We start from the raw sequence: 23,628 nt of genomic DNA on the forward strand, positions 1-23,628 counted from the left end.
TAACGTCGCCGGGGCCGGGGGACAGGAGGCGCGACGTGCGGGTGCTGCTCGTCGAGGACGACGACCGGGTGGCCGCCGCGCTGGGCGACGTGCTGCGCCGCCACGGCGTGCTCGTGCAGCGCGTCTCCTCCGGGGAGGCGGCGCTGGCGGCGCACCCGGTGGACCTGGTCCTGCTGGACCTCGGGCTGCCGGACATGGACGGCCTGGCCGTGTGCCGGGCGCTGCGCCGGGTCGTCGACGTGCCGATCATCGCGGTCACCGCCCGCGCCGAGGAGCGCGAACGGATCGCCGGGTTGCGTGCCGGCGCCGACGACTACGTGGTCAAGCCCTACAGCAGCGCCGAGCTGCTGGCCCGGATGGAGGCGGTGCTGCGGCGCAGCCACCGGGCCCGCCCCGACGGCGCGGCGGTGCCGGCCACCGCGCCTGCGGCGTCGGCGTCGGTGACGGTCATCCGGCTGGGCGCGCTGGAGATCGAGCCTGGCGCCCGGCGGGCGACGCTCTCCGGTGCGGAGCTGAAGCTGTCCCGCAAGGAGTTCGACCTGCTGGCCGTGCTGGCCGGTGCGCACGGGGCGGTGTGCTCGCGGGAGCTGCTGCTGGACCGGGTCTGGGGAGCCACCATCTTCGGCTCCACCCGGACCCTGGACGTGCACGTGGCCACCCTGCGCGCCAAGCTCGGCGATCCCGACCTCGTGGAGACCGTCCGCGGCGTGGGGTACCGGATGCGCTCGGTCGTGCCGTTGCCGTGAGCGCCCCCGGAGGGCGCCGGTGAGGCGCCGGCTGATCGCGCTGCTCCTCGGACTGGTCGCCGTGGTCCTGGTGGCCGTGGAGGTGCCGCTGGCCGCCAGCTACGCGCAGTCGCGGACGCAGGAGCTGCTCATCGACCGCACCGGGGACACCGCGCGGCTGGCGCGGCTGGCCGCACCCGCCCTCGCCCGGGGCGCGGTCCAGACCCTCGAGCCGGAGGTGCAGGCCTACGCCGGGCTGTACGGGGTCCGGGTCGAGGTGCGCGGCGTGGACGGCGAGGTGCTGCTCAGCTCCGGAGGGGGCGAGGAGCCGGGAACCGACGGGGGGAGCCAGGCGCTGGCCCAGGCGCTCGCCGGCCGGCGGTCCAGCCCGCCGCCGACCGTGCTGCCCTGGCGGGCCGCGCCGGTCACGGTCGCCGAGCCGGTGCTGCGCGGCAGCGAGGTGGCCGGGGCCGTCGTCACGGTCTCGCCGACCGGGGAGCTGGTCCGGGACGTCGTCCTCTACTGGGCCGTGCTGGCGGTCGCCGGGCTGCTCGTGCTGGGCCTCGTCGCGGTGGCCACCTGGCCGCTGTCCCGGTGGATCCTGCGCCCGGTGCACCGGCTGGACGACGCCGTGCACACGCTCACCACCGGTGACCTCGACGCCCGGGCCGAGGTGGGCCACGGGCCGCCGGAGCTGCGCCGGCTGATCGCCGACTTCAACCGGATGGCCGAGGCGATCCGCACGTCGAGCGCACAGCAGCGCGCCCTGGTCGCCGACGTCTCCCACCAGCTGCGCAACCCCCTGACCGCGCTGCAGCTGCGGGTGGACGCGCTGGAGTCCGGTCTCGTCCCCGCCGCCCGCGGCGACCACCGGGTGGCGATGGAGGAGATCCGGCGGCTGACCCAGGTGCTCGACGACACCCTGGCGATGGCGCGCGCGCAGGAGGACCGCGGCGCTCCGGTGGCCGTCGACGTGGGGGCGTGCGTCCGCGAGCGCCTGCGGGTCTGGAGCGACGCCGCGGAGGCCGGCGGTACCGAGATGCAGCTGTCCGCCGAGGGCTCGGCCTGGGTGCTGACCCCACCCGGAGCGCTGGACACGGTGCTCGACGCGGTGCTGCACAACGCCCTGCGGTTCACCCCCGGCGGCACCGTCCGGGTCTCGGTCGGGGAGGGGCCGGAGGGGCGGGTCGAGCTCCTGGTGGCCGACGACGGCCCGGGGCTCCCGTCGGAGCAGTGCGCCGCCGCGACCCGGCGCTTCTGGCGGGGGCCCGACCAGCAGAACGTGCCCGGCTCCGGGCTGGGCCTGGCGATCGCCAGCACGCTGGTGGAGCGCTGCGGGGGAACGCTCACGGTGCGACCGGCCGCACCGCACGGGCTGTGCGTGGAGGTCCGGCTGCCGCGGCTGGAGGCCGTGCCGGCTCAGTCGTCGTCGACCCCCGGTTTGGCCGCCCGGTAGTAGGCGGCCGCGCCCGGGTGCAGCGGCACCGGCGTGGTGGTGATCGCGCTGCGCAGGTCGAGGTGCCGGGCCTCCGGGTGCGCCGCGAGCAGCTCCGCCTGGGAGCCGAACAGCGTGCTGGTGAGCGCCTCGGCCAGGTCGTCGGGCATGTCCGCCCGCACCAGCAGCAGGTTCGGCACGCCGATGCCGCTGACGTCGGCCGGCAGCCCGTAGACGCTGGCCCGGATCGTCTGCTCGACGACGTACTCGGCATGGTTCGCGCGCATGGTCACCAGCAGGTCGTCGGTGGGCAGCAGCCGCACCGGCGCCGTGTCGACCAGCTCCTGGATGCCCTCGGTGGGGAGCCCGCCGGACCAGAAGAAGGCGTCCAGCCGCCCGGCCGCCAGGGCCTCGGCGGAGTCGCCGACGCCGAGTCGCTCGGTGGCCGCCGACCGCTCGCCGGTCACCCCGGCGACCTCGAGCAGCCGCATCGCGGTCAGCTCGGTCCCGGACCCGGGTGCGCCGACGGAGACGCGCAGGCCCGCGAGGTCGGCGACCCGCTGGGCGGGGGAGTCGGCGGGGACCACGACGTGCACCGCGTTGGTGTAGAGCCGGGCGATCGCGCGGACCGGGACCGGTGCGTCGAACGGGCCGCTGCCGGTGACCGCCTCGGCGGCGGTGTCGGCGAGCGCGAACGCGACCTCGGCGCTGCCGTCGGCCAGGCGCCGGATGTTGTCCACCGAGCCGCGGGTGACCACGGCGGTGGCGTCGGTGCCGGGCAGCTCGGTGGCGAGGGCCCCGGCCAGCCCGCGCCCGTAGCGGTAGTAGACGCCGGAGGACTCCCCGGCGGCGATGACCAGCTCGGCCGGGGGCTCGGCCACCTCCGGGCCGGTGGCGCAGCCGGTCAGCACGGCGCCGAGCAGGCATGCCGTGGCCAGCGCCGCACGCGCTCGCGCCCTGCGTCGCACGCCCACCTCCGCACCCGGTGCTGTCGGCGCCGACCCTAGCTGCGCCGGCAGGGAAGAGGGGACGTCACGATTCGAACACATGTGCGATCCGGTGTCCCGTGCCGCGGGACGGGGAGCGACACTGGCGGGGTGGACGCGACGGTGCCGCCGGGCTGGCCGGAGGAGGTGCGGCCGCCGGGTGCGCCGGACTGGGAGCGCACCGCCGTGGCCTGGCTGTTCGACCTCGTGCCTCCCGACTACCGGGCGCACGAGGTGCTGCGCCGGTACCCGGTGCTGCTCGCCCGGTTCGCCGCCGACCACGTCGCCGCCGGGGTGGAGGCCGCCCGGAAGGGGTGGCGGACCGTCCGGGTGGAGCTCGCCGACCAGCTGCCGGTCGAGGCGATCGAGGCCGCCATCGCGGCGTACGAGCGCGAGGGCGCCCGGCTGGCTGCCGCCGGCCGCGGTGTCGAGGTGGTCGGCGGGGCGCTGCGCGGGGAGCGGTGGGTGCCCCGGCTCTGAGCGGCAGCGATCTTGCTCACCGTGCCTGCGCCGATTCCGCGGCTACAGTGAACCGGCGGCCTCCGTCCGGGCCGCGCTGCCCACGAGAGGACACCGCGACCCGTGCCGCTGCTGCGATCGCTCCGGGGCCCCGAGGACCTGCGTGCCCTGCCCCCCGAGCAGCTCCCCGCCCTCGCGGCGGAGATCCGTGACGCGCTGGTGGCCAGCGTGGCCAAGACCGGCGGTCACCTGGGCCCCAACCTCGGCTGCGTCGAGCTGACCATCGCCCTGCACCGGGTGTTCGAGTCGCCGCGCGAGCCGATCGTCTTCGACACCGGCCACCAGTCCTACGTGCACAAGATGCTCACCGGCCGGGTGGAGGAGTTCGAGCGGCTGCGCCAGCGCGGCGGCCTGTCCGGCTACCCGAGCCGGATCGAGAGCGAGCACGACTGGGTCGAGAACAGCCACGCCTCGACGTCGCTGTCCTACGCCGACGGGCTGGCCAAGGCCTTCGCGATCCGCGGCGACGGCCGCCCGGTCGTCGCCGTCATCGGTGACGGCGCGCTGACCGGCGGCATGGCCTGGGAGGCGCTGAACAACATCGCCGCCGCGCAGGACCGCCCCGTCGTCATCGTCGTCAACGACAACGGCCGCTCCTACTCGCCGACCATCGGGGGCGTGGCCGACGCGCTGGCCACCCTGCGGCTGCGCCCGGGCTACGAGAACGCCCTGCTCCAGGTGCGCCAGGCGCTGCACAAGGCGCCGGTCGTCGGCTCGGCGCTCTACGACGCGCTGCACGCCATCAAGAAGGGCCTCAAGGACGTCCTGTCGCCCCAGGGCATGTTCGAGGACCTGGGCATGAAGTACATCGGCCCGGTCGACGGGCACGACGTCGAGGTCATGGAGTCCGCACTCCGCCGGGCCCGCTCCTTCGGCGGGCCGGTCATCGTGCACGCCGTCACGACCAAGGGCTTCGGCTACCCGCCGGCCGAGACCGATCAGATCGACGCCTGGCACGCCACCGGGGTCTTCGACCCCGACAGCGGCACCAGCGTCGCCGCCGCGCGCGACTGGACGACGGCGTTCTCCGACGAGCTGGTGCGCATCGGCGCCGAGCGGTCCGACGTCGTGGCCATCACCGCCGCGATGCTGCACCCGACCGGCCTGGCGGCGTTCGCCGAGCGGTTCCCGGAGCGGACCTTCGACGTCGGCATCGCCGAGCAGCACGCGCTGACCTCGGCCGCGGGCCTGGCGATGGGCGGGCTGCACCCCGTCGTCGCCGTCTACTCGACGTTCCTCAACCGCGCCTTCGACCAGTTGCTCATGGACGTGGCGCTGCACCGCCAGCCGGTCACCGTGGTGCTCGACCGCGCCGGGGTCACCGGCACCGACGGCGCGTCGCACAACGGCATGTGGGACATGTCGATCCTCTCCGTCGTCCCCGGGATCCGGCTGGCGGCGCCGCGCGACGAGTCGACGCTGCGCGAGGCCCTGCGCGAGTCGGTCGCGGTGACCGACGGGCCGACCGTCGTCCGCTTCCCCAAGGGGGCGCCGCCGGTCGACATCCCCGCGCTCGAGCGGCGGGGCCCGGTCGACGTGCTGCGGCGGGGCGAGCGGATGACCGGGGACGGTGGGCGGGTGGAGAGCACCGTGCTGCTGGTCGCCGTCGGCTCCATGGTGCCGATGTGCCTGGCCGCCGCCGAGCGCGCCGCCGACCACGGGATCGGGGTCACCGTCGTCGACCCGCGGTGGGTCCTGCCGGTGGCCGACGAACTGCTCGACCTGGCCGCCGGCTACCGGCTGGTGGTCACCGTCGAGGACGGCGGCCGTGCCGGGGGAGTGGGCACCACGCTCACCCAGGCGCTGCAGGACCGCGGCGTCGACGTGCCGGTGCGCTCGATGGGCCTGCCGCAGCAGTTCTTCGACCACGGCAGCCGCGGCCAGGTGCTCGCCGACGCCGGGCTCACCGAGCAGGACGTCGCCCGCCGGATCGCGGAGTGGACGTCGCGGCTCGCGGAACGCACTGAGAGCGCCGTCCCCGAGCGGGTCGACGGCGCCCAGCAGTGACCGTGATCGCCGAGATCCAGGTGGCGCCGTCGCCGCCCGGGACGGCGGAGGACCCGCACGCGCACGTGGAGGCCGCGATCGCGGTGATCCAGGCGTCGGGGCTGCGCCACGAGGTCGGCGCGCTGGGCACCACGCTCGAGGGCGAGGCCGACGAGGTGTGGGCGACGCTGCGCGCCGCGCACGAGGCCATGCTCGCCGCCGGCGCGACCGCCGGCCTCTCCCACATCAAGGTCGCCTCGGTGAACCGCACGATGGACAGCCTGACCAGCAAGTTCCGGCTCTGACACCGTCGTCCTCCGGACGACACCGCGGCCACGTGCCGACCCCCTACGCCGCTGAGCCGCTGCGTCGTCCCTGCGCGGGACCCTCCGGGCCCCACTCGGGCCGACAGTCCGTTCCCGCCTCCGCACGACGAACGGCCCGGCTCCCTCCACGCTGAGGGGGCCGGGCCGTCCGGGCTCTTCGGATCAGGCAGGCAGCGAGGCCACACCCTGCGGCAGGAACCGGGAACCGGTCACCTTCTCCGAGACGCCGGTGCGGTCCAGGTAGGCGGTGATGCCGCCCAGCCAGAACGGCCAGCCCGCGCCGAGGATCATGCACAGGTCGATGTCCTGCGCGGCCTGCACGACGCCCTCGTCCAGCATCAGCCGGATCTCCTGCGCCAGTGCCTCGACCGCGCGGTCGTGCACCTGCTCCTCGGTCAGCGGGGAGTCGCCGGCGAAGGCGTCCACGAGCTCGGGGTCGACGACGCCGGGCTCGGAGAAGACGCTGGTCTTGCCCAGCTCGACGACCTTGCGCAGCCCCTCGCCGACGGCGAACCGGTCGGGGAAGGCCTCGTGCATGCGCTCGGCCACGTGCAGCGCGACCGCCGGGCCGACGAGCGAGAGCAGCTCGAACGGCGTCATCGGCAGGCCCAGCGGGTCGAGCGCGCGCTCGGCCACCTCGACCGGCGTGCCCTGCTCCACGGCCGCGGTGACCTCGCCCAGGAAGCGGGTGAGGAGGCGGTTCACCACGAACGCCGGGGCGTCCGCGACGAGCACGCAGCTCTTCTTCAGCGACCTGCCGACGGCGAAGGCGGTGGCCAGCGTGGCGTCGTCGGTCTGCTCGGCGCGCACGACCTCCAGCAGCGGGAGGACGGCCACCGGGTTGAAGAAGTGCAGGCCGACCACGCGCTCGGGGTGCTCGAGCTTGGCGGCCATCTCCGTCACCGACAGCGCGGAGGTGTTGGTCGCCAGCACGCACTCCGCCGAGACGACGGCCTCCACCTCGGCGAACACCTGCTGCTTGACCGACATCTCCTCGAAGACGGCCTCGATGACGAGGTCGGCGTCGGCGAAGACGTCCTTGGACAGCGAACCGGTGACCAGGCCCTTGAGCTGGTTGAGCTTGTCGGGGTTCAGCCGGCCGCGCTGGGCCAGCTTGTCCAGCTCGCCGTGCACGTAGGCCACGCCCTTGTCCACGCGGGCCTGGTCGATGTCGGTCAGCACGACCGGCACCTTCAGCTGCCGCACGAACAGCATGGCCAGCTGCGAGGCCATGAGCCCGGCACCGACGACGCCGACCTTGGTGACCTTGCGGGCCAGCGACTTGTCCGGCGCGCCGGCCGGCCGCTTGGCCCGCTTGTTCACCAGGTCGAAGGAGTACAGCGAGGCCCGCAGCGGGTCGCTCATCAGCAGCTCGGCGAGCGCGTCGTCCTCCGCGGCGGTGCCGGCGGTGAACGCCTCGCCGTCGACACCGTTGCGGGCGAGCTCGAGCAGGTCCACCGAACGCACGGCGCCGGGGGAGGCGTCGCGGGTGCGGGCGGCCACCACGCCGCGGGCACGGGCGATCGCCTCGTCCCAGGCGGAGCGGTCGACCTCGGGACGGGCGGGCGTCACCGAGCCGTCGAGCACCCCGACGGCCCACTCGAGCGAGCGCTCGAGGAAGTCGGCCGGCTCGAACAGCGCGTCGGCGATGCCGAGCTTCGCCGCCTTCGGCGCCGGCGTCATCTTGTTCTGGGCCAGCGCGTTCTCGACGATCACCGTGACGGCGGCGTCGATGCCGATCAGGTTCGGCAGCAGCTGAGTGCCGCCCCAGCCGGGGACCAGCCCGAGGAAGGCCTCGGGGAAGCCGACGGCCGCGCCCGCGCTGATGGTCCGGTAGGAGCAGTGCAGCGCCAGCTCCAGGCCACCGCCGAGGGCGACGCCGTTGACGAAGGCGAACGTCGGGACGCCGGCGTCCTTGAGCCGCCGGAACACCCGGTGGCCGGTCTCGGCGATCTCCCGGGCGGCCGACGCGTCGGTCACCGAGGGAACGCCGGAGAGGTCGGCGCCGACGGCGAAGATGAACGGCTTGCCGGTGACCCCGATCGCCGCGGGGGCGGGGGAGTGGGCGGCGATCTCGTCCAGCGCGGCGTCCAGCGAGGCGAGCCCGCCGGGGCCGAACGTCGACGGGCGGGTGTGGTCGTGCCCGTTGTCGATGGTGATCAGGGCGAACTCGCCCGAGAGGCCGGGCAGGTCCAGGAACCGGACCTTTGCCTCGGTGACGACCTCGTTCTCGAAGACCGCGCTCACTTGGCAGCCCCTTCCCAGTTCGGGTTCTCCCAGATCACGGTGGCGCCCATGCCGAGGCCGACGCACATGGCGGTGAGGCCGTAGCGGACGTCGGGGCGCTCGGCGAACTGCCGCGAGAGCTGGGTCATCAGGCGGACGCCGGAGGAGGCGAGCGGGTGGCCGACGGCGATGGCGCCGCCCCACGGGTTGACCCGCTCGTCGTCGTCGGCGATGCCGAAGTGGTCGAGGAAGGCCAGCACCTGGATGGCGAAGGCCTCGTTCAGCTCGAACAGGCCGATGTCGGAGATCGACAGGCCGGTGCGGGCCAGTGCCTTCTCCGTCGAGGGCACCGGGCCGATGCCCATGACCTCGGGCTCGACGCCCACGAAGCCGTAGCCGATCAGGCGCATGCCGACGTTCAGCCCGAGCTCCTCCGCGACGTCCTCGGCGGCGAGCAGGCAGGTGGTGGCGCCGTCGTTCAGACCGGCGGCGTTGCCGGCGGTGACGTTCCCGTGCGGGCGGAACGGGGTCTTCAGCGTGCCCAGGCCCTCGAGGGTGGTCTGCGGCCGCGGCGGCTCGTCGACCGTCGCGACGCCCCAGCCGTTGTCCTTCGAGCGGGTCGCCATGGTGACCAGCTCCGGGCCGATCTGCCCGTTGGCGACGGCCTTGGCGTACTTCTGCTGGCTGGCCAGCGCGAACGCGTCGGCGCGTTCCTTGGTCAGGTGCGGGAACCGGTCGTGCAGGTTCTCGGCGGTGGAGCCCATGACCAGCGCGGAGGGGTCGACCAGCTTCTCGCTGATGATCCGCGGGTTGGGGTCCACGCCCTCGCCCATGGGGTGGTTGCCCATGTGCTCGACGCCGCCGGCGATGGCGACGTCGTAGGCGCCGAAGGCGATGCCGGACGCGGTGGTGGTCACCGCGGTCATCGCGCCGGCGCACATGCGGTCGATCGAGTAGCCCGGAACGGTCTTCGGCAGGCCTGCGAGCAGCGCGGCGGTGCGGCCCAGGGTCAGCCCCTGGTCGCCGATCTGGGTGGTGGCGGCGATGGCCACCTCGTCCACCCGGTCGGCCGGCAGTGCCGGGTTGCGGCGCATCAGCTCGCGGATGCAGCGCACGACGAGGTCGTCGGCGCGCGTCTCGGCGTAGATGCCCTTCGGGCCTGCCTTGCCGAAGGGAGTGCGTACGCCGTCGACGAAGACGACCTCACGCAGCGAGCGTGGCCGTCGCACTTTCTGGGACACAGAACCTCCGCGGGATTCGTAACCGACCCAAGAGGGCCGGCACGGACAAGTTACCCGTCGGTAACCGGGCCGCCAAGCGCGGCACGACCCCCGTTCGAGGGGGCCCGCGGTCACGGTCCTGCAACGGCGACGGGGTGCGCGTTGCGATCGGGCGAGGGGGGCGCGCAAGATGACCCGCTGGAATTTATCTGTAACCCCAACGAATTGAGGTCCCTCTCATGGCGCGACGGCGCACTGTGACGACGGCGATCGCGGCGGCCATGGTCTTCGGCCTGGCCGCGTGTGGTGGCGACGACGGCGGTAACGGCGGCAACGGCGGTGGTGGCGGCGGCGACGCGGCCGGCAAGATCGGCGTGATCCTCCCCGACACGGCGTCCTCGGCGCGCTGGGAGTCGGCCGACCGCCCGCTCCTGGAGGCAGCCTTCAAGGAGGCCGGGGTCGAGTTCGACATCCAGAACGCGCAGGGCGACGCCCAGCGGATGAAGACCATCGCCGAGCAGATGATCACCGAGGGCGTCACCGTCCTGGCGATCACCAACCTCGACTCGGCCTCCGGTGCCGCGATCCAGCAGCAGGCCGAGCAGCAGGGCGTGCAGACGATCGACTACGACCGTCTGACCCTGGGTGGCGAGAGCGACTACTACGTCTCGTTCGACAACACCGAGGTCGGCCGCCTGCAGGGCGAGGGCCTGGCCCAGTGCCTCGGCGAGGAGCCGGCGAACATCGCCTACCTGAACGGCTCGCCCGACGACAACAACGCCACCCTGTTCTCCGAGGGTGCGCACGAGGTCCTCGACGGCATGGACCAGTACACGGTCGTCGCCGAGCAGGCCGTGCCGGACTGGGACAACCAGCAGGCCGCCACGATCTTCGAGCAGATGTACACCCAGGCCGGTGGTGACATCCAGGGTGTCGTGGCCGCCAACGACGGTCTCGCCAACGCGGTCGTCTCGATCCTGGGCCGCAACAACGTGGCCGGGCAGGTGCCGGTCACCGGACAGGACGCCACCGTCGAGGGTCTGCAGAACATCCTCGCGAACCGTCAGTGCATGACCGTCTACAAGCCGATCGAGGAGGAGGCCAACGCCCTGGCCGAGCTCGCCGTGGCCCTGGTCAACGGCGAGACCCCCTCGGTCGACGGCGAGGCCGAGGACCCCGAGGGTGACCGCACGGTCCCCTCGGTGCTCCTCGAGCCCATCGCGATCTTCCGGGACAACGTCAAGCAGGTCATCGACGACGGCTACCAGACCGCCGCCGACGTCTGCACCGGTGAGTTCGCGGCTGCCTGCACGGAGCTCGGGATCTCCTGAGCCGTCGGGCCGGGGCACCCGCTGACGGGTGCCCCGGCCGTCTGCTCCTGCCCTGCGGGTGCCGGTTGGCCGGCACCCGCAGGGCACCAGACCGTCCCCGGCCTTCCGTGGCCGCACTCCTGCAGGAAGGGACCCATCGGTGTCCGGAAGCGAACCGACCCCCACCACCACCCTCGACCGGCCCACCCTGAGCCTGCGGGGCGTCAACAAGAGCTTCGGGGCCGTGCAGGTCCTGCACGACGTCCACCTGGACGTCTACCCCGGCAAGGTCACCGCGCTCGTCGGTGACAACGGCGCGGGCAAGAGCACCCTGATCAAGAGCATCGCCGGCATCCACCCGATCGACTCCGGGACCGTGGAGTTCGAGGGCGACCCGGTGCAGCTCAACGGCCCCCGCGACGCCGCCCGGCTGGGCATCGAGGTCGTCTACCAGGACCTCGCGCTGGCCGACAACCTCGACGTCGTCCAGAACATGTTCCTGGGCCGCGAGCGCAAGCGGGGCCTGCTCCTGGACGAGGCCTCCATGGAGGAGGCGGCGCGGGACACCCTCACCAAGCTGTCGGTGCGCACGCTGAAGTCGGTGCGCCAGCTGGTGTCGAGCCTGTCCGGTGGCCAGCGGCAGACCGTGGCCATCGCCAAGGCCGTGCTGTGGGAGTCCAAGCTCGTCATCCTCGACGAGCCGACGGCCGCGCTCGGCGTCGCCCAGACCCGCCAGGTGCTCGACCTGGTCCGGCGGCTGGCCGACACCGGCCACGCCGTCGTCTTCATCACCCACAACATGGTCGACGTCTTCGAGGTCGCCGACCGCGTGGCCGCCCTGTACCTGGGCCGGATCGCCGCGGACGTGCCCATCTCCGACGTCGACCGGACCCAGGTCATCGAGCTGATCACCTCCGGCCGCTCCGGCGACCTGGGCCTCTCCGCCGATGACCTCGAGGACTGAGAGGACCGTCATGTCGAGCAACACGCTGACTGCCGCCGAGGCGAGCGGACCGCACAAGCCGGCCGGCGGCTTCGAGGGCGACCGCCAGGACAACACCGTGCGCGGCGTCGCCCAGGGCTACCTGAACAAGCTGCGCGCCGGTGACCTCGGTGCCCTGCCGGCCGTCCTGGGGATCGTGGTCCTCGGGATCCTCTTCACGGTCCTGCGGCCGGGCACCTTCCTCACCCCGCTGAACCTGGCCAACCTGCTCGTCCAGGCCACGCCGATCATCGTGCTCGCGATGGGGCTGGTCTTCGTCCTGCTGCTCGGTGAGATCGACCTGTCCGCCGGTGTCGTCAGCGGCGTCTGCTCGGCGGTGCTGGCCCAGCTGCTGGTGCAGGGCGGCTTCTCCTGGCCGGTCGCCGTGCTCGCCGCCATCGCCGCCGGTGCGGTGATCGGCATGTTCACCGGCAGCCTGGTCGGCATCATCGGCATCCCGTCGTTCGTGGTCACCCTGGCGCTCTTCCTGGGCTTCCAGGGCGTGACGCTGCGGCTGATCGGGCAGGGCGGCACCGTGCCGGTGCGCGAGCCGGTCATCCGGGCGCTGGCCAACGAGAACGTCCCGGTCACCCTCGGCTGGGTGCTGGCCGTCCTCGTCGCCGTCGCCTACGCCGCCGTCGAGCTCTGGCGCTGGCGCTCCCAGCGGTCCCGCGGGCTGGCGCACCAGCCGCTGATCATCGTGGTGGCCCGGATCGCGGTCATCGCCGCGGTCGTCTTCGGTGTCACCGCCCTGCTCAGCGTCGACCGCGCGCTGGCCGCCGCGATCGACCTGGCCGGCATCCCGTACGCGGTGCCGCTGGTGGTCGTCCTGCTGCTTGTGCTGACCTTCGTGCTGGCGCGCACGAGCTTCGGCCGGCACGTCTACGCCGTCGGTGGGAACGCCGAGGCCGCCCGCCGGGCCGGCATCAACGTGACCCGGATCCGGGTGGCGGCGTTCGTGATCTCCTCGAGCCTGGCGGCGATCAGCGGCATCCTCGCCACCTCGCGGCTGAGCTCGGTGACGCCGGACGCCGGTGCGGGCAACACGCTGCTCTACGCCGTCGGGGCCGCCGTCATCGGTGGTACCAGCCTCTTCGGCGGCCGGGGGAGGGCGCGCGACGCCGTCCTCGGCGGGCTGGTGATCGCGATCATCAACAACGGTCTCGGCCTCCTCGGTGTGGCCGCGTACCTGAACTTCATCATCACCGGTGGGGTGCTGCTGCTCGCGGCCAGCGTGGACGCGATCGCCCGCCGACGGGCCGCCACGGCCCGACGATGACCCCTGCCGCCCGCCGTGCTCGAGCCGGCGGGCGGCAGGTGACCACGCAGGAGGGGCGCCGCCCGGCAGCGGACGGCGCCCCTCCGGCGTGTGCGGGGTCCCTGGTCAGGCGCGGCCGACGGCGTCGGTGAGCACGTCGAGCGTCAGCTCGACCTGCCACTCGCGTGCGCCACCGGCGCGCAGCGCCTCGGCGACGGTCGCTGCCACGCGCGGCTCCGGCGGGCTCCACATGATCCGGCGCACCAGGTCGGGGGAGACGATGTTCTCCACCGGCACGGAGTGCTTCTCCGAGAGCTCGGCGAGCCCGGCCCGGGCCGCCTGCAGGCGGGTGGCGGCGGCCGGGTCGCGGTCGGACCAGCGGTTCACCGGCGGCGGGCCGTCGCCGGGCTTGCTGTGCAGCGGGAGCTCGTCCTCCGGCAGCGCCTTGCCGCGGGCCAGGGCGGTGAACCAGTGGGCGACCAGCCGGCGGTTCGCCCGGCCGCGGAACACCGGCAGCTCGAGCAGAGCACCCTCGTTCTTCGGGTCGGCCTGCACGGCGGCGACCATCGCCGAGTCGGGGAGCACCCGTCCGGGGGCGACGTCGCGGCGGCGGGCGAGGTCGTCCCGCGCCTCCCAGATCGCCCGCAGCATGCCCAGCTGGCGCCGGCTGCGCAGCCCGTGCACCCCGGAGGTGCGCCGCCACGGGTCCTGCTTCGGGGCCGGCGGGCCGGCGGCGAGGATCGCCTCGAACTCCTGCCGGGCCCACTCGGTCTTGCCCTGCTCCTCGAGGATCGCGGCCAGCGCGTCCCGGAGGTCCACCAGCACCTCGACGTCGAGGGCGGCGTAGACCAGCCACTCCTCGGGCAGCGGCCGGGTGCTCCAGTCGGCGGCGGAGTGGCCCTTCTGCAGCGAGAAGCCCAGCAGGGACTCGACGACGGCGCCGAGGCCGACGCGGGGCAGGCCGGCCAGGCGGGCGGCCAGCTCGGTGTCGAACACCCGGGCGGGGACGAGCCCGATCTCGGCCAGGCACGGCAGGTCCTGGTTGGCCGCGTGCAGCACCCACTCGGCGTCGCCGATGGCCTCCTGGATGGCCGACAGGTCCGGCAGCGGGACGGGGTCGACCAGCCCGGTGCCCGAGCCGTTGCGGCGCAGCTGCACCAGGTAGGCCTTCTGGCCGTACCGGTAGCCGGAGGCGCGCTCGGCGTCGACGGCGACCGGGCCGGTGCCCGAGCGCAGCGCATCGGCGTACTCGACCAGCTGGGTGGAGTTCTCGATGACCGGGGGGAGCCCGTCGCGCGGGGCGAGGAGGGGCGTGGCCTCCGGGGGGGTGTCCTCCTCCGGCGGGGGAGTGGGGTCGGTGCTCAGTTGCCGTCCACCTTCTTGCCGGTCCTCGTCGGTCGGGCCGCCGGCGCCCGGCCGGGTCCGCCGCGGTGCGACCGCGGGATCCAGGGGGAAGGAGCACCGGCTCCGCGGGCAGGCGCCCGTCGTGCCGGCTCGATGTTAGAGAGTCTCGCTACCGACCCGGTCGGAGGGACCCAGCAGCCGCACCCCGGGGGGCGGGAGACCGGCCGCGTTGCCCAGCACCTCGAGCCATGCCAGCAGGTGCCGGTCGAGGTCGGTGCCCTCGGCGGTCCACGAGGCGCGGATCTCCACGTCGACGGAGTGCTCGGGCCCGGCCAGCTCGCCGAACCGGGTCGAGGCCGTGCGGGTGACCGTGCCGCCGACGGTGTGGTGCCCGGTCTCGGCCTCGGCCAGCGCGTCGGTCAGCCAGCTCCACGCGACCTCGGAGAACATCGTGTCGTCGACCAGCTGCTCGTCGGTGGCCGCGGAGAGGTAGCCGACGCAGCGCATGGTGCCGTGCCACGCCTCGTGACCGTCGGGGTCGAACAGCACGATGAACCGCGCGCTGGCGATCTCGAGGTCGTCCTCGCCGCCGTCCCCGTCGGGATCGGGCACCCGGGCCCCGATCGCGTGCGCGTAGGGAGCGAGGCGCTTCGGGGCCGGGATGTGCTCCAGCTCGATCTCCGGGCGGATCCGGACCGAGGCCAGCGACTCCAGGGCCGCACGGAAGGCCGCGGGGACGTCGGGGACGTCTCCGGCGGGTTCCCCGGCGTCTGCCAGGTTGCGCGGCTCCACGAAGCGCAGAGTAGGCCGGGAAACACCGGGGGGCCGCAGACGCGCCGCACGCGCACGGGACGCGGGCCACGCGTCCGCGCCGCGTCTGGGAGGATCGACGCTCGTGAGTCCCGCACCCGCGTCGGCGTCCCCGGCCGAATCCGATCTCGTCCGCGCCGCCCGAGGGCTCCCCGTCTCCCGCACGCCCGTCTGGTTCATGCGCCAGGCCGGGCGCTCGCTGCCGGAGTACCGGGAACTGCGGGCCGGCACCAAGATGCTCGAGGCCTGCCAGGACCCCGACCTGATCACCGAGATCACCCTGCAGCCGGTGCGCCGGCACGGGGTGGACGCGGCGATCTTCTTCTCCGACATCGTGCTGCCGCTGGTCGTGGCGGGCGTCGACATCGAGATCAAGCCGGGCGTCGGCCCGGTCATCGCGAACCCGGTGCGCAGCGTCGCCGACGTCGACGCGCTGCCCGAGCTCGACCCCGCCGCGCTGGACTTCATCCGGACGGCGGTCGGCCGGCTGGTCGCCGAGCTCGGCCCCACGCCGCTCATCGGCTTCGCCGGCGCGCCGTTCACCCTGGCCACGTACCTGATCGAGGGCGGGCCCTCCAAGGAGCACGCCCGCACCAAGGCCTTCATGCACGCCGAGCCGGAGGCGTGGGCGCGGCTGCTGGAGCGGCTGTCGATCTCCTCCTCGATGTTCCTGCGCACCCAGGTCGACGCCGGCGCCTCGGCCGTGCAGCTGTTCGACTCCTGGGCCGGCGTGCTCTCGGCCGTCGACTACGCCGAGCGGGTGCTGCCCCACTCGCGGGCGGTCTTCGACGGGATGGGCGATGGGCGGGCGGGGGAGGACAGGGTGCCGCGCATCCACTTCGGCGTCGGCACCGGTGAGCTGCTCCCGCTGATCGGGGAGGCGGGGGCCGACGTGGTCGGGGTCGACTGGCGGGTGCCGCTGGACGAGGCTGCGCGGCGGGTGGGCCCCGGCTACTCCCTGCAGGGCAACCTCGACCCCGCCGTCCTGCTGGCCGACCGGGCGACCGTCGACCGCGAGGTGCGTCGCGTCGTCGAGCAGGGCCGGGCCGCGCGCGGGCACGTCTTCAACCTGGGCCACGGCGTCCTCCCCGACACCGACCCCGGCGTGCTCACGCACGTCGTCGAGCTGGTCCACGAGCTGACGGCGAAGTGACCCGCCGCCTGGTGGTGGTCGGGGCCGGGATCACCGGCCTGGCCGCAGCCTTCGAGTGGCGGCGACGGCGCCCCGACGACGAGATCGTCGTCCTGGAGGCCGGCGACCGGATCGGCGGCAAGCTGCACCGGATCCGGCTGGCCGGCCACTGGTACGACACCGGCCCGGAGGCGATGCTCGCCCGGGTACCGGAGGCCGTGGAGCTGGTCGAGGCCCTGGGACTGGGGGACCGGCTGGTCTCCCCGGGCACCACGCAGGCCTCGGTCGTGCTGCCCGAGGGGCGGTTCCCGCTGCCGGCCGGCACGGTGCTGGGCGTCCCGGCGTCCGCCGAGGGACTGGACGGCTTCCTGTCCCCGGACGGCGTCGCGCGGGTACGGGCCGAGGCCGAGCTGCCGCCGCTGACCCTCGACGGCGACGTCGCCGTCGGCGGGCTGCTCCGCGAGCGGCTGGGCGACGAGGTGGTCGACCGGCTGGTCGAGCCGCTGCTCGGCGGCGTCTACGCCGGCCGGGCCGACGAGCTGTCCCTGCAGGCCACCATGCCGGCACTCGCCACGCACCTGGGCCGGGAGCGGTCGGTGCTGGCCGCCGCGGCGGCGGCCCGCGCGGCCGGCGACCGCAGCCGCGGCGACGCCGACGGGCCGGTGTTCCGCACGGTCGACGAGGGGATCGGCTCGCTGCCCGCCGCGCTGGTCGCCGCCGCGCGCGCGGACGTGCGGCTGCGCACCCCGGCGCACGCCGTCCGCCGGACCGCGACCGGCTTCGAGGTGCTCGCCGGGCCGGTGGCCGCCCCCGAGGTGTTTCCCGCCGACGCCGTCCTGGTCGCCGCCCCGGCGGGCAAGGCGGCCCGGCTGCTGCGCGACGTCGCGCCGGACGCGGTGGAGCCGTTGCAGGGCATCCCGTACGCCTCCATGGCCGTGGTGGCGATGGCCTTCCCCGCCCAGGAGGTGGACGCCGGGTCCGGGTTGCTGGTGCCGCCGGTGGCCGGGCGCTTGGTCAAGGGCGTGACGGTGTCGTCGGCCAAGTGGCCGCACCTGGGCGACGACGTCCTGCTGGTGCGTTCCTCGGTCGGCCGGTTCCGCGACGAGTCGGAGCTGCAGCGCACCGACGAGGACCTCGCCGCGGCCGTCGTGGCCGACGTCGTCGACCTGCTCGGGCTCTCGCGCCCGGAGCCGGTGGACACCGCGGTCGCCCGCTGGGGCGGGGGGCTGCCGCAGTACCTGGTCGGCCACCCGGCGCGGGTCGCGGCGATCCGCGGGGCGGTCGGCGAGGTGCCGGGGCTGGCCGTCGCCGGTGCGGCGTTCGAGGGGGTGGGCATCCCCGCCTGCATCCGGGACGCGCACCGGGCGGTCGACGCGCTGCACGGCTAGGGCCCTGAGCGGTCGGACCGCCGGCTGTGCACCAGGTGCCGGGCGAAGAACCGGTTGGCGTCGTCGCCTTCGAACGGCGGGACGCCGGTGTGCCCACCCGTGTTGGCGTGCAGTGTCTTCTCCGCGGAGCCGAGGGCGTCGAACAGTTCGAGGGCCATCCGCCGGTCGTTCCCCTCGTCGTCCCACTGCAGCAGGACCAGCAACGGGACGGTGACGTGACGGGCCTCCTCGTACGTCCTGCGGGGCACGTAGCTCCCGGCGAACAGGAGAGCTGCGGAGATGCGCGGCTCGACCGCCGCCAGGCGGACTCCCATGGCGGTCACCCCGCCTGAGTAGCCGACCGGGCCGTCGATCCCGGGCAGCGCGAGCATGGCGTCCAGGGCCGTCTGCCATTCCGGCACCGCCGTGTCGACCAGCGGGAGGACGAGCCGGTCGACGATCTCGTCGCGCACCGGCTGGCCGGCCGCGAGCGCTCGCCGGAGGTCGGCTCCGGCCTTCTCCGCGGAGGCGGACCCCGGGCGATCGCCACTCCAGGGCAGCTCGATGGTGGCCGTGGCGAAGCCCTCGAGCGCCGAATGCCGGGCGCGAGCGACGAGCCGGGGGTGCATGGCGGCCAACCCGCCGGGGTGCCCCAGCAGGATCAGCGGGGCCGGTGCGGGTGTGCTGGCCGGCGTCCACAGGATGCCCGGGATCTCACCGAGGAGGAACCGCCGTTCGCGGAGATCGTCGTCGAGGAGTCGATCGGAGGAGAACTGCATGGTCGTGCCTTCCAGGGGTGTGCTGGAAGGCGCTCCCGGACGGCCTCCCGTCCCACGGGAGCCCTCGCGGGGAGCGCCTGTGCGGTACTTCGTGCACGGGTACCACCCCCTTGATCGCCGGCCGCTGTCGCGGGCAACGTAGCTGAGGGGGCGGCGGGCCACCACCGCGTTCTCGCTGCGGATCAGGGCCGCGGCGGTCGGCGGGCGTGCGCTCCGCGCCGTCGTCCGACCGGTAGGGCACCTCGATGGCCCGGCCGAGGGGGGCGCTCCCGTGTCGGACGCCACGGGGGTCCGGGGCATCGGGACCTCGCCGTCGGTGTTGGCACTCCAGTGAGCATCACGTACCCCATCCACCAGACCAGTTCGTCTGATCGCGGCCGCGTCCCCAGCCAGGCCGACCGGCAGGCCCAGTGCCTTCGCCACCACGTGTGGATGGCCGCCTGCTCCGTCTGCCGCGACGCACGCCGCCCGCGGGCCGATGACCGCCCGGAGACGCTGCGCACCGCGCGCTGACGCGGCCCCGCACCCGCGGCCCCGGGCCTCCCCCTGCGGAGGGGCCGGGGCCGCGGCGTGAGGAGGGCGACGTCCCGGGTGCCTCCCGGGCGGGAACGAGGAGAGGGAGAATGGCGGCATGACCGAGCAGACCGGGACGCAGTCGGGCGAGCGCAGCATCGGCAAGCGGGCGAACGAGCTCAACGACATGATCCGCTACACCATGTGGTCGGTGTTCCGGCTGGCCCGGCCGCTCGCCGACGAGGGCCGGCAGCAGGCGGCCGCCGAGGTCGACGAGCTGTTCGCCGAGCTGGCCGGCAAGGGCGTCGTGGTCCGCGGCACCTACGACGTCGCGGGTTTCCGGGCCGACGCCGACGTCATGGTCTGGTGGCACGCCGAGACGCCGGAGGCGCTGCAGGAGGCCTACACCCGGTTCCGCCGGACGGCGCTGGGCCGCAGCCTGGACCCGGTGTGGTCGCAGATGGCGCTGCACCGGCCCGCGGAGTTCAACCGCAGCCACATCCCGGCGTTCCTCGCCGACGAGGAGCCGCGCCGCTACATCTGCGTCTACCCGTTCGTGCGGTCCTACGAGTGGTACCTGCTGCCCGACGAGGAGCGGCGGGACATGCTCAAGGAGCACGGCATGCAGGCGCGGCCCTACCCGGACGTGCGGGCCAACACCGTCGCCGCCTTCGCCCTCGGGGACTACGAGTGGATGCTCGCCTTCGAGGCCGACGAGATGCACCGCATCGTGGACCTCATGCGCGACCTGCGGGCCAGCCGGGCCCGCCGGCACGTGCGCGAGGAGGTGCCGTTCTACAGCGGCGTCCGCAAGCCCGTCGCGGAACTGGTCGCGGACCTGGCCTGACGCGACCAGACCTGCCTTTCCGCGGAAGAGCAGGTCGAACGCCCGAGGGCGGTCACCGATCGCTCGGTGACCGCCCTCGGCGTGTGCGGGTGGAGCTCAGCTGGTGGCCGGCTGCAGCCTGATGCTGACGGAGTTGATGCAGTACCGGTCGCCGGTGGGCGTCTGCGGGGCGTCGTCGAACAGGTGGCCCAGGTGGCTCTCGCAGGAGGCGCAGAGCACCTCGGTGCGGACCATCCCGTAGCTGCGGTCCTCGCGGAGGATCACGTTGTCCTCGGCGGAGGCCTCGTAGAACGACGGCCACCCGCAGTGCGAGTCGAACTTGGTCTCGGAGCGGAACAGCTCGGCACCGCAGGCGCGGCACTCGTAGACGCCGACGGTCTTGGTGTCCACGTACTCGCCGGTCCAGGCCCGCTCGGTGCCGGCCTGGCGGAGAACCGCGTACTCCTCCGGCGACAGCTGCGCCCGCCACTCCTCGTCGGTCCTGCTGACCCGGGGCTTCTCGGGGGAGGTCGTCATGCCCGGGTCAACGGTCGCGGCCGGAGCGCCATTCCCGCCGGCTCCCGTGCCGAGGGCGTCCGGCAGGGCGGGGAACGAGCGCCCACCCCGCCGGGGGGAGGCGGGACGCCGCCGCGTGCGCGGCCGGGGAGACTGGGGGAGTGACCCCCGCCCCGCAGCCGTCCGACGGCCTCCTGCCCGACACCTGGTTCACCCGGGACCTGCCCGTGCTGCGGGCCATCGCCCGGCTGGTCGACGCGCCCGAGCACGGAGGGTCGCCCTACCTCCTGGGCGCGGTGGTGCCGGCGAGCGGGCTGCCGAAGGCCGACGTCGTCACCGCCGCGAAGGCGCTGGTCGCCGGCGGGTACATCGAGCCCCTCACCAACCACGCCGGCGACATCGTGCGGATCACCGGCATCTCGCCCGAGGCGCGGCGGCTGGCCGGGCTCTGGCCCACGCCGCAGGGGGAGTGGGATCGGCTGCTCGAGCAGCTGACCGTGCGCGCCGAGAAGGCGCCCACCGAGGTCGAACGGCAGCGGTGGCGGAGCTTCGCCGATGCGGCGGCCGCAGTGGGGGAGTACGACGGCGCCATGCTGATGTCGGCGCTCATCGGCGGGTACGTGCCGCGGCACCGGTGACGCCGGTCTGCGAACGACAGCGCCCCTGAACGACAGCCCCCAGAACGACAGCGCCCCCGCCCGGGGTCCGGGCGGGGGCGCTGTGCTGATCAGGTGATCAGAGCGGCGTGACGTTCGCAGCCTGCGGGCCCTTCTGGCCCTGCTCGATGTCGAACGCGATCCGCTGGCCTTCATCGAGCGAGCGGTACCCGCTGGACTGGATGGCCGAGTAGTGGACGAAAACGTCCGGGCCGCCGCCGTCGGGGGTGGCGAAGCCGAACCCCTTCTCCGCGTTGAACCACTTGACAGTTCCTTCGGGCATTGCTCGCTCCTAGCTGAGGTGGTGCATCGGGGTCCTGCCATATCGCAGGGCCTTCCCGACGGCACAACCCTAGCCAAACTCCGCCGGAAGGGAACAAGGCGCGGCACAACTGTGAGCTGCGGCTCACCGACGGTGGCTCGCCGGCATCACAGCAGGTGGCCGGGCTCCTCGGGGAAGGACGGTGCGACCCGGCGGTCCCGGCGACGCCAGACGCTGCCGGACGCCCCCACCTCGTACGTCCCGCGCACGGGCGGCCGGGCCGGTGCCGGGGCGGGTGCCGCGGGCAGCGCCACGGGGTCGGCGCGCCACGAGCGGACGCCCAGCGGCGCGGTGGGGAACACCTCGACCAGTCCGGCGGTGTGCAGGCGGGCGGCGAGGGCCGGTCCCCAGCGGCGGGCCGCCAGCTTCAGGCCGAGGATCGCGGCGAGCGCGAGGGAGACGGCGAGGAAGGCGTCGGTCACCGCGGTGGCGACGTCCAGGGCGGTGACCTGCGGCCAGCCGACGGACGCCAGGGAGTGGCCGATCATCTCGATGACGACGTAGAGCACGCCGTACACCAGCAGCCAGACCCTCACCGATTTCCCTCCGTCGACGTCCAGGCCTCCATCGACCCGCGATACCCCGGCCTGGAGCAGCGGCGGGCAGGCGGCCCGGTCGGCTCACCCCTCCGGGTCAGCGGGGTGGTGCGGGTGGCCGCCCCGGCCCGGCTCTTGCGGAATTCCTGCGGTTGTCCCGTGCCCCTCGTGCGGCGCGCGCCGGATGGTCATGGAGCCGGACGGATCCGGCGAGACACCCGAGCCAGGAGAGCCACCATGCAGTTCGCCGCCGCCACCCCCGCGCCCGCCCGCACCGCCACCCAGGACGGCGCCGTGTTCCTGCGCGACATCGACGACCTGCACGACGCCGACCTGGACCTGGTCCTGGCCGATCGCCTGGCGGAGTCCGCCGGCGCCCTCCGCGCGATGGTCGCCACCGCGACGCTGGCCCTGCAGATCGGCTCCCCGGCCGCGGTGGCGGCGCACGCGCTGGGCGAGTCGGCGCGCCGCCTCGCCTCCTGACCGCTCCGGGCCTCCGGCTCCCGGCCACCGGCTCCTGGGCGTCTCACTCCTCCGGGGTGGGTCGGCGCTGCGGAGTCAGCCGATCAGGCGAACCTGCCGAGAAGTGAACCGCTACCACCACGGTGCCGCCCATTTCTTGAGTGCAGCAGGTGGAGGTCCCCGATGAGCGAGTCCGACTCAGTTCGTCCCGAGGTCAGCATGTCGGCCGACGTCACGCTGGTCGCGCGTGGCATCACCGTCACCGCGTCCGTCGAGGTGTCGAACGAGCACGTGATCGCCGTCCGCCCGCAGGGCGAGGGCACGGCGTGGAAGACGTCGGTGAAGCCGGGCGACTCCGTCGAGCTCTACTGGGTCGCCGGGTACGAGGAGCGCACGCTCCCCGCGAAGATCGTCGGTGTCGACGACGACACCGAGGAGGTCGTGTGGAACCTGACGGCGACCGGCCCGGCCGAGCGCAGCCAGCGGCGGCGCAGCGTGCGGGCCCGCGTGGAGCTGTCGGTGAGCATGCCCTGGTCCGACGGTCGGCTGGCCGGCCTCACGGTCGACCTCAGCGAGGCCGGGATGCGGGCCCTGGTCGACGGCTGGGGTCTGCCCCCGGACAAGGCACCCGCACCGACGTCACCCTCGACCTGGGGGACACCACGGTGCACGTCAAGGGCGAGATCGTCCGGCAGACGTCCCAGGGGCCGCGCTGGCTCCTGTCCATGCAGTTCCTGGACGTCAGCGAGACCACCGGCGACGCGCTGCGCCGCCGGGTCTTCAAGGCCCTGCGTGACGAGCGGGCCGCCGCGGCCGGCTGAGCGGCCGGCTCAGCCGTCCTTCGCCGCCGGCTCAGCCGTCCTTCGCCGCCGGCTTCCTGGCCCGGCTGGGCTGTACTCGCATGGGCTCGCCCGGCATCTTCGGGGAGCAGGCCCGCTGAGCGATGTGCATACAGGCCAATGCGCAGGTCGCCTTGGAGCGAAACCGGGAGAGTTATCCGGTGAGCGCGAGCGCTCTGCCCGCGAACCAGGTTGTACACGAACCCGGGCCCGGCCCCGGCAGACGCTCTGGCTGTCATCCAGTGTCCACCCATAGCTGCCAGGGCCTCAGCTACTGAACCGCTCGGTCTGGGGTGCCGGCACCGACGGCCGTGGCGGACCCCGAACTGCGGGTCTCGGGGGAGCGGGGTTCCTCCGGACGACGGTGTGCACGGGGTGTTGTCCCACCATCGCGAGGAACCGCTCGGCCCAGGGCGCCCGCGGCGACATGAGGACCGCAGCGCGGATGAGGTCGGCCTGGTGGGCCTCGCGGGGCGCTAGTTGTACTGAGCAGGACCGTTGTTGACGTGGGAGCGACCTCCGGGTCGGGTGGAGCTGTCTGACGGCATCCATT

At 74.0% G+C, this 23,628-nt stretch carries 24 protein-coding genes; 14 read left to right on the top strand and 10 right to left on the bottom strand.

The genetic code is table 11. The features are described from left to right. Positions 1–35: 35 nt before the first annotated feature. Both GCU60_RS07930 and GCU60_RS21540 read left to right on the top strand, forming a co-directional pair. Positions 36–746 (top strand): response regulator, encoded by a 711-nt coding sequence (locus GCU60_RS07930; protein WP_163203929.1) that lies wholly within the window; start codon positions 36–38, stop codon positions 744–746. 19 nt (positions 747–765) lie between these two features. Further along, entirely contained in the window at positions 766–2,181 is a 1,416-nt protein-coding gene (locus GCU60_RS21540; protein ID WP_163203930.1) for an ATP-binding protein, read from the top strand. Here GCU60_RS21540 and GCU60_RS07940 read toward each other — a convergent pair. Further along, a complete protein-coding gene (locus GCU60_RS07940) occupies positions 2,145–3,128 on the bottom strand; it encodes a TAXI family TRAP transporter solute-binding subunit (protein WP_163203932.1) in 984 nt (327 codons plus the stop codon). The two genes, GCU60_RS21540 and GCU60_RS07940, sit on opposite strands and share 37 nt — an antisense overlap. A gap of 129 nt (positions 3,129–3,257) precedes the next feature. Between GCU60_RS07940 and GCU60_RS07945 the strand changes: the two genes are divergently transcribed. The 3 genes from GCU60_RS07945 to GCU60_RS07955 all read left to right on the top strand — a co-directional run bounded on the left by GCU60_RS07945 (position 3,258) and on the right by GCU60_RS07955 (position 5,956). Continuing rightward, the gene (locus GCU60_RS07945) at positions 3,258–3,626 is read left to right on the top strand and encodes a hypothetical protein (RefSeq protein WP_163203934.1); all 369 of its coding nucleotides are present in this window, start codon (positions 3,258–3,260) and stop codon (positions 3,624–3,626) included. A gap of 102 nt (positions 3,627–3,728) precedes the next feature. Beyond that, a complete protein-coding gene (gene dxs / locus GCU60_RS07950; RefSeq protein WP_163203936.1) occupies positions 3,729–5,672 on the top strand; it encodes a 1-deoxy-D-xylulose-5-phosphate synthase in 1,944 nt (647 codons plus the stop codon). A 2-nt stretch (positions 5,673–5,674) separates the two neighbouring features. Beyond that, on the top strand, positions 5,675–5,956 hold the full coding sequence (locus tag GCU60_RS07955) for a thiamine-binding protein (RefSeq protein WP_345770471.1): 282 nt from the start codon (positions 5,675–5,677) through the stop codon (positions 5,954–5,956). A 183-nt stretch (positions 5,957–6,139) separates the two neighbouring features. Here the strand turns inward: GCU60_RS07955 and GCU60_RS07960 are convergent, their stop codons facing one another. Together GCU60_RS07960 and GCU60_RS07965 are read right to left on the bottom strand one after the other, a co-directional pair. Then, positions 6,140–8,224 (bottom strand): 3-hydroxyacyl-CoA dehydrogenase NAD-binding domain-containing protein, encoded by a 2,085-nt coding sequence (locus GCU60_RS07960; protein ID WP_163203940.1) that lies wholly within the window; start codon positions 8,222–8,224, stop codon positions 6,140–6,142. Next, positions 8,221–9,432 (bottom strand): thiolase family protein, encoded by a 1,212-nt coding sequence (locus tag GCU60_RS07965; protein WP_345770472.1) that lies wholly within the window; start codon positions 9,430–9,432, stop codon positions 8,221–8,223. The genes GCU60_RS07960 and GCU60_RS07965 overlap by 4 nt, the downstream gene beginning before the upstream one ends. A gap of 230 nt (positions 9,433–9,662) precedes the next feature. Here GCU60_RS07965 and GCU60_RS07970 point away from each other — a divergent pair, with 230 nt between their 5' ends. From GCU60_RS07970 to GCU60_RS07980, 3 genes are all read left to right on the top strand, one after another. Then, positions 9,663–10,754 carry a sugar ABC transporter substrate-binding protein gene (locus GCU60_RS07970; protein ID WP_163203944.1) on the top strand — a complete coding sequence of 364 codons (1,092 nt, stop codon included), beginning with the start codon at positions 9,663–9,665 and terminating at the stop codon, positions 10,752–10,754. Positions 10,755–10,893: 139 nt separating this feature from the next. Then, positions 10,894–11,697, top strand: coding sequence for an ATP-binding cassette domain-containing protein (locus tag GCU60_RS07975; protein ID WP_163203946.1), 804 nt, complete (start codon positions 10,894–10,896; stop codon positions 11,695–11,697). 10 nt (positions 11,698–11,707) lie between these two features. After that, positions 11,708–12,994 carry a sugar ABC transporter permease gene (locus GCU60_RS07980; protein ID WP_163203948.1) on the top strand — a complete coding sequence of 429 codons (1,287 nt, stop codon included), beginning with the start codon at positions 11,708–11,710 and terminating at the stop codon, positions 12,992–12,994. 105 nt (positions 12,995–13,099) lie between these two features. Here GCU60_RS07980 and GCU60_RS07985 read toward each other — a convergent pair whose 3' ends face one another. Beyond that, positions 13,100–14,338, bottom strand: a complete 1,239-nt coding sequence (locus tag GCU60_RS07985; RefSeq protein WP_163204013.1) for a ribonuclease D — start codon at positions 14,336–14,338, stop codon at positions 13,100–13,102. A 135-nt stretch (positions 14,339–14,473) separates the two neighbouring features. Then, complete coding sequence (locus GCU60_RS07990) at positions 14,474–15,109, bottom strand: DUF3000 family protein (protein WP_163203950.1); 636 nt, start codon at positions 15,107–15,109, stop codon at positions 14,474–14,476. A 103-nt stretch (positions 15,110–15,212) separates the two neighbouring features. Here GCU60_RS07990 and hemE point away from each other — a divergent pair, with 103 nt between their 5' ends. Together hemE and hemG are read left to right on the top strand one after the other, a co-directional pair. Beyond that, positions 15,213–16,280 (top strand): uroporphyrinogen decarboxylase, encoded by a 1,068-nt coding sequence (gene hemE / locus GCU60_RS07995; RefSeq protein WP_163203953.1) that lies wholly within the window; start codon positions 15,213–15,215, stop codon positions 16,278–16,280. Next, positions 16,277–17,647, top strand: coding sequence for a protoporphyrinogen oxidase (gene hemG / locus GCU60_RS08000; protein WP_163203955.1), 1,371 nt, complete (start codon positions 16,277–16,279; stop codon positions 17,645–17,647). The genes hemE and hemG overlap by 4 nt, the downstream gene beginning before the upstream one ends. Here the strand turns inward: hemG and GCU60_RS08005 are convergent. Next, entirely contained in the window at positions 17,644–18,405 is a 762-nt protein-coding gene (locus GCU60_RS08005; RefSeq protein ID WP_163203957.1) for a dienelactone hydrolase family protein, read from the bottom strand. The two genes, hemG and GCU60_RS08005, sit on opposite strands and share 4 nt — an antisense overlap. A 631-nt stretch (positions 18,406–19,036) precedes the next feature. Here GCU60_RS08005 and hemQ point away from each other — a divergent pair. Next, positions 19,037–19,765 (top strand): hydrogen peroxide-dependent heme synthase, encoded by a 729-nt coding sequence (hemQ, locus tag GCU60_RS08010; protein ID WP_163203959.1) that lies wholly within the window; start codon positions 19,037–19,039, stop codon positions 19,763–19,765. A 96-nt stretch (positions 19,766–19,861) separates the two neighbouring features. On the opposite strand, the gene msrB is transcribed toward hemQ, so the two are convergent. After that, entirely contained in the window at positions 19,862–20,281 is a 420-nt protein-coding gene (gene msrB / locus GCU60_RS08015; protein ID WP_163203961.1) for a peptide-methionine (R)-S-oxide reductase MsrB, read from the bottom strand. A 140-nt stretch (positions 20,282–20,421) separates the two neighbouring features. On the opposite strand from msrB, the gene GCU60_RS08020 reads away from it, so the two are divergent. Beyond that, positions 20,422–20,898, top strand: a complete 477-nt coding sequence (locus tag GCU60_RS08020; RefSeq protein WP_163203963.1) for a hypothetical protein — start codon at positions 20,422–20,424, stop codon at positions 20,896–20,898. Positions 20,899–20,995: 97 nt separating this feature from the next. On the opposite strand, the gene GCU60_RS08025 is transcribed toward GCU60_RS08020, so the two are convergent. Then, positions 20,996–21,199, bottom strand: a complete 204-nt coding sequence (locus GCU60_RS08025) for a cold-shock protein (RefSeq protein WP_014377016.1) — start codon at positions 21,197–21,199, stop codon at positions 20,996–20,998. 146 nt (positions 21,200–21,345) lie between these two features. After that, the gene (locus GCU60_RS08030; protein ID WP_163203965.1) at positions 21,346–21,774 is read right to left on the bottom strand and encodes a hypothetical protein; all 429 of its coding nucleotides are present in this window, start codon (positions 21,772–21,774) and stop codon (positions 21,346–21,348) included. Positions 21,775–22,011: 237 nt separating this feature from the next. Here GCU60_RS08030 and GCU60_RS08035 point away from each other — a divergent pair, with 237 nt between their 5' ends. Then, positions 22,012–22,257: a hypothetical protein gene (locus GCU60_RS08035; protein ID WP_163203966.1), complete on the top strand. Its 246-nt coding sequence runs from the start codon at positions 22,012–22,014 to the stop codon at positions 22,255–22,257. A gap of 344 nt (positions 22,258–22,601) precedes the next feature. Here the strand turns inward: GCU60_RS08035 and GCU60_RS20210 are convergent, their stop codons facing one another. Further along, positions 22,602–22,763: a hypothetical protein gene (locus tag GCU60_RS20210; protein ID WP_239520733.1), complete on the bottom strand. Its 162-nt coding sequence runs from the start codon at positions 22,761–22,763 to the stop codon at positions 22,602–22,604. Between the two features lie 138 nt (positions 22,764–22,901). Between GCU60_RS20210 and GCU60_RS20215 the strand changes: the two genes are divergently transcribed. After that, on the top strand, positions 22,902–23,057 hold the full coding sequence (locus tag GCU60_RS20215) for a hypothetical protein (RefSeq protein WP_345770473.1): 156 nt from the start codon (positions 22,902–22,904) through the stop codon (positions 23,055–23,057). Positions 23,058–23,628 lie beyond the last annotated feature (571 nt).

The sequence above is a fragment of the Blastococcus saxobsidens genome (genome assembly GCF_010682065.1).
GTDB classification, from domain to species: domain Bacteria; phylum Actinomycetota; class Actinomycetes; order Mycobacteriales; family Geodermatophilaceae; genus Blastococcus; species Blastococcus saxobsidens_B.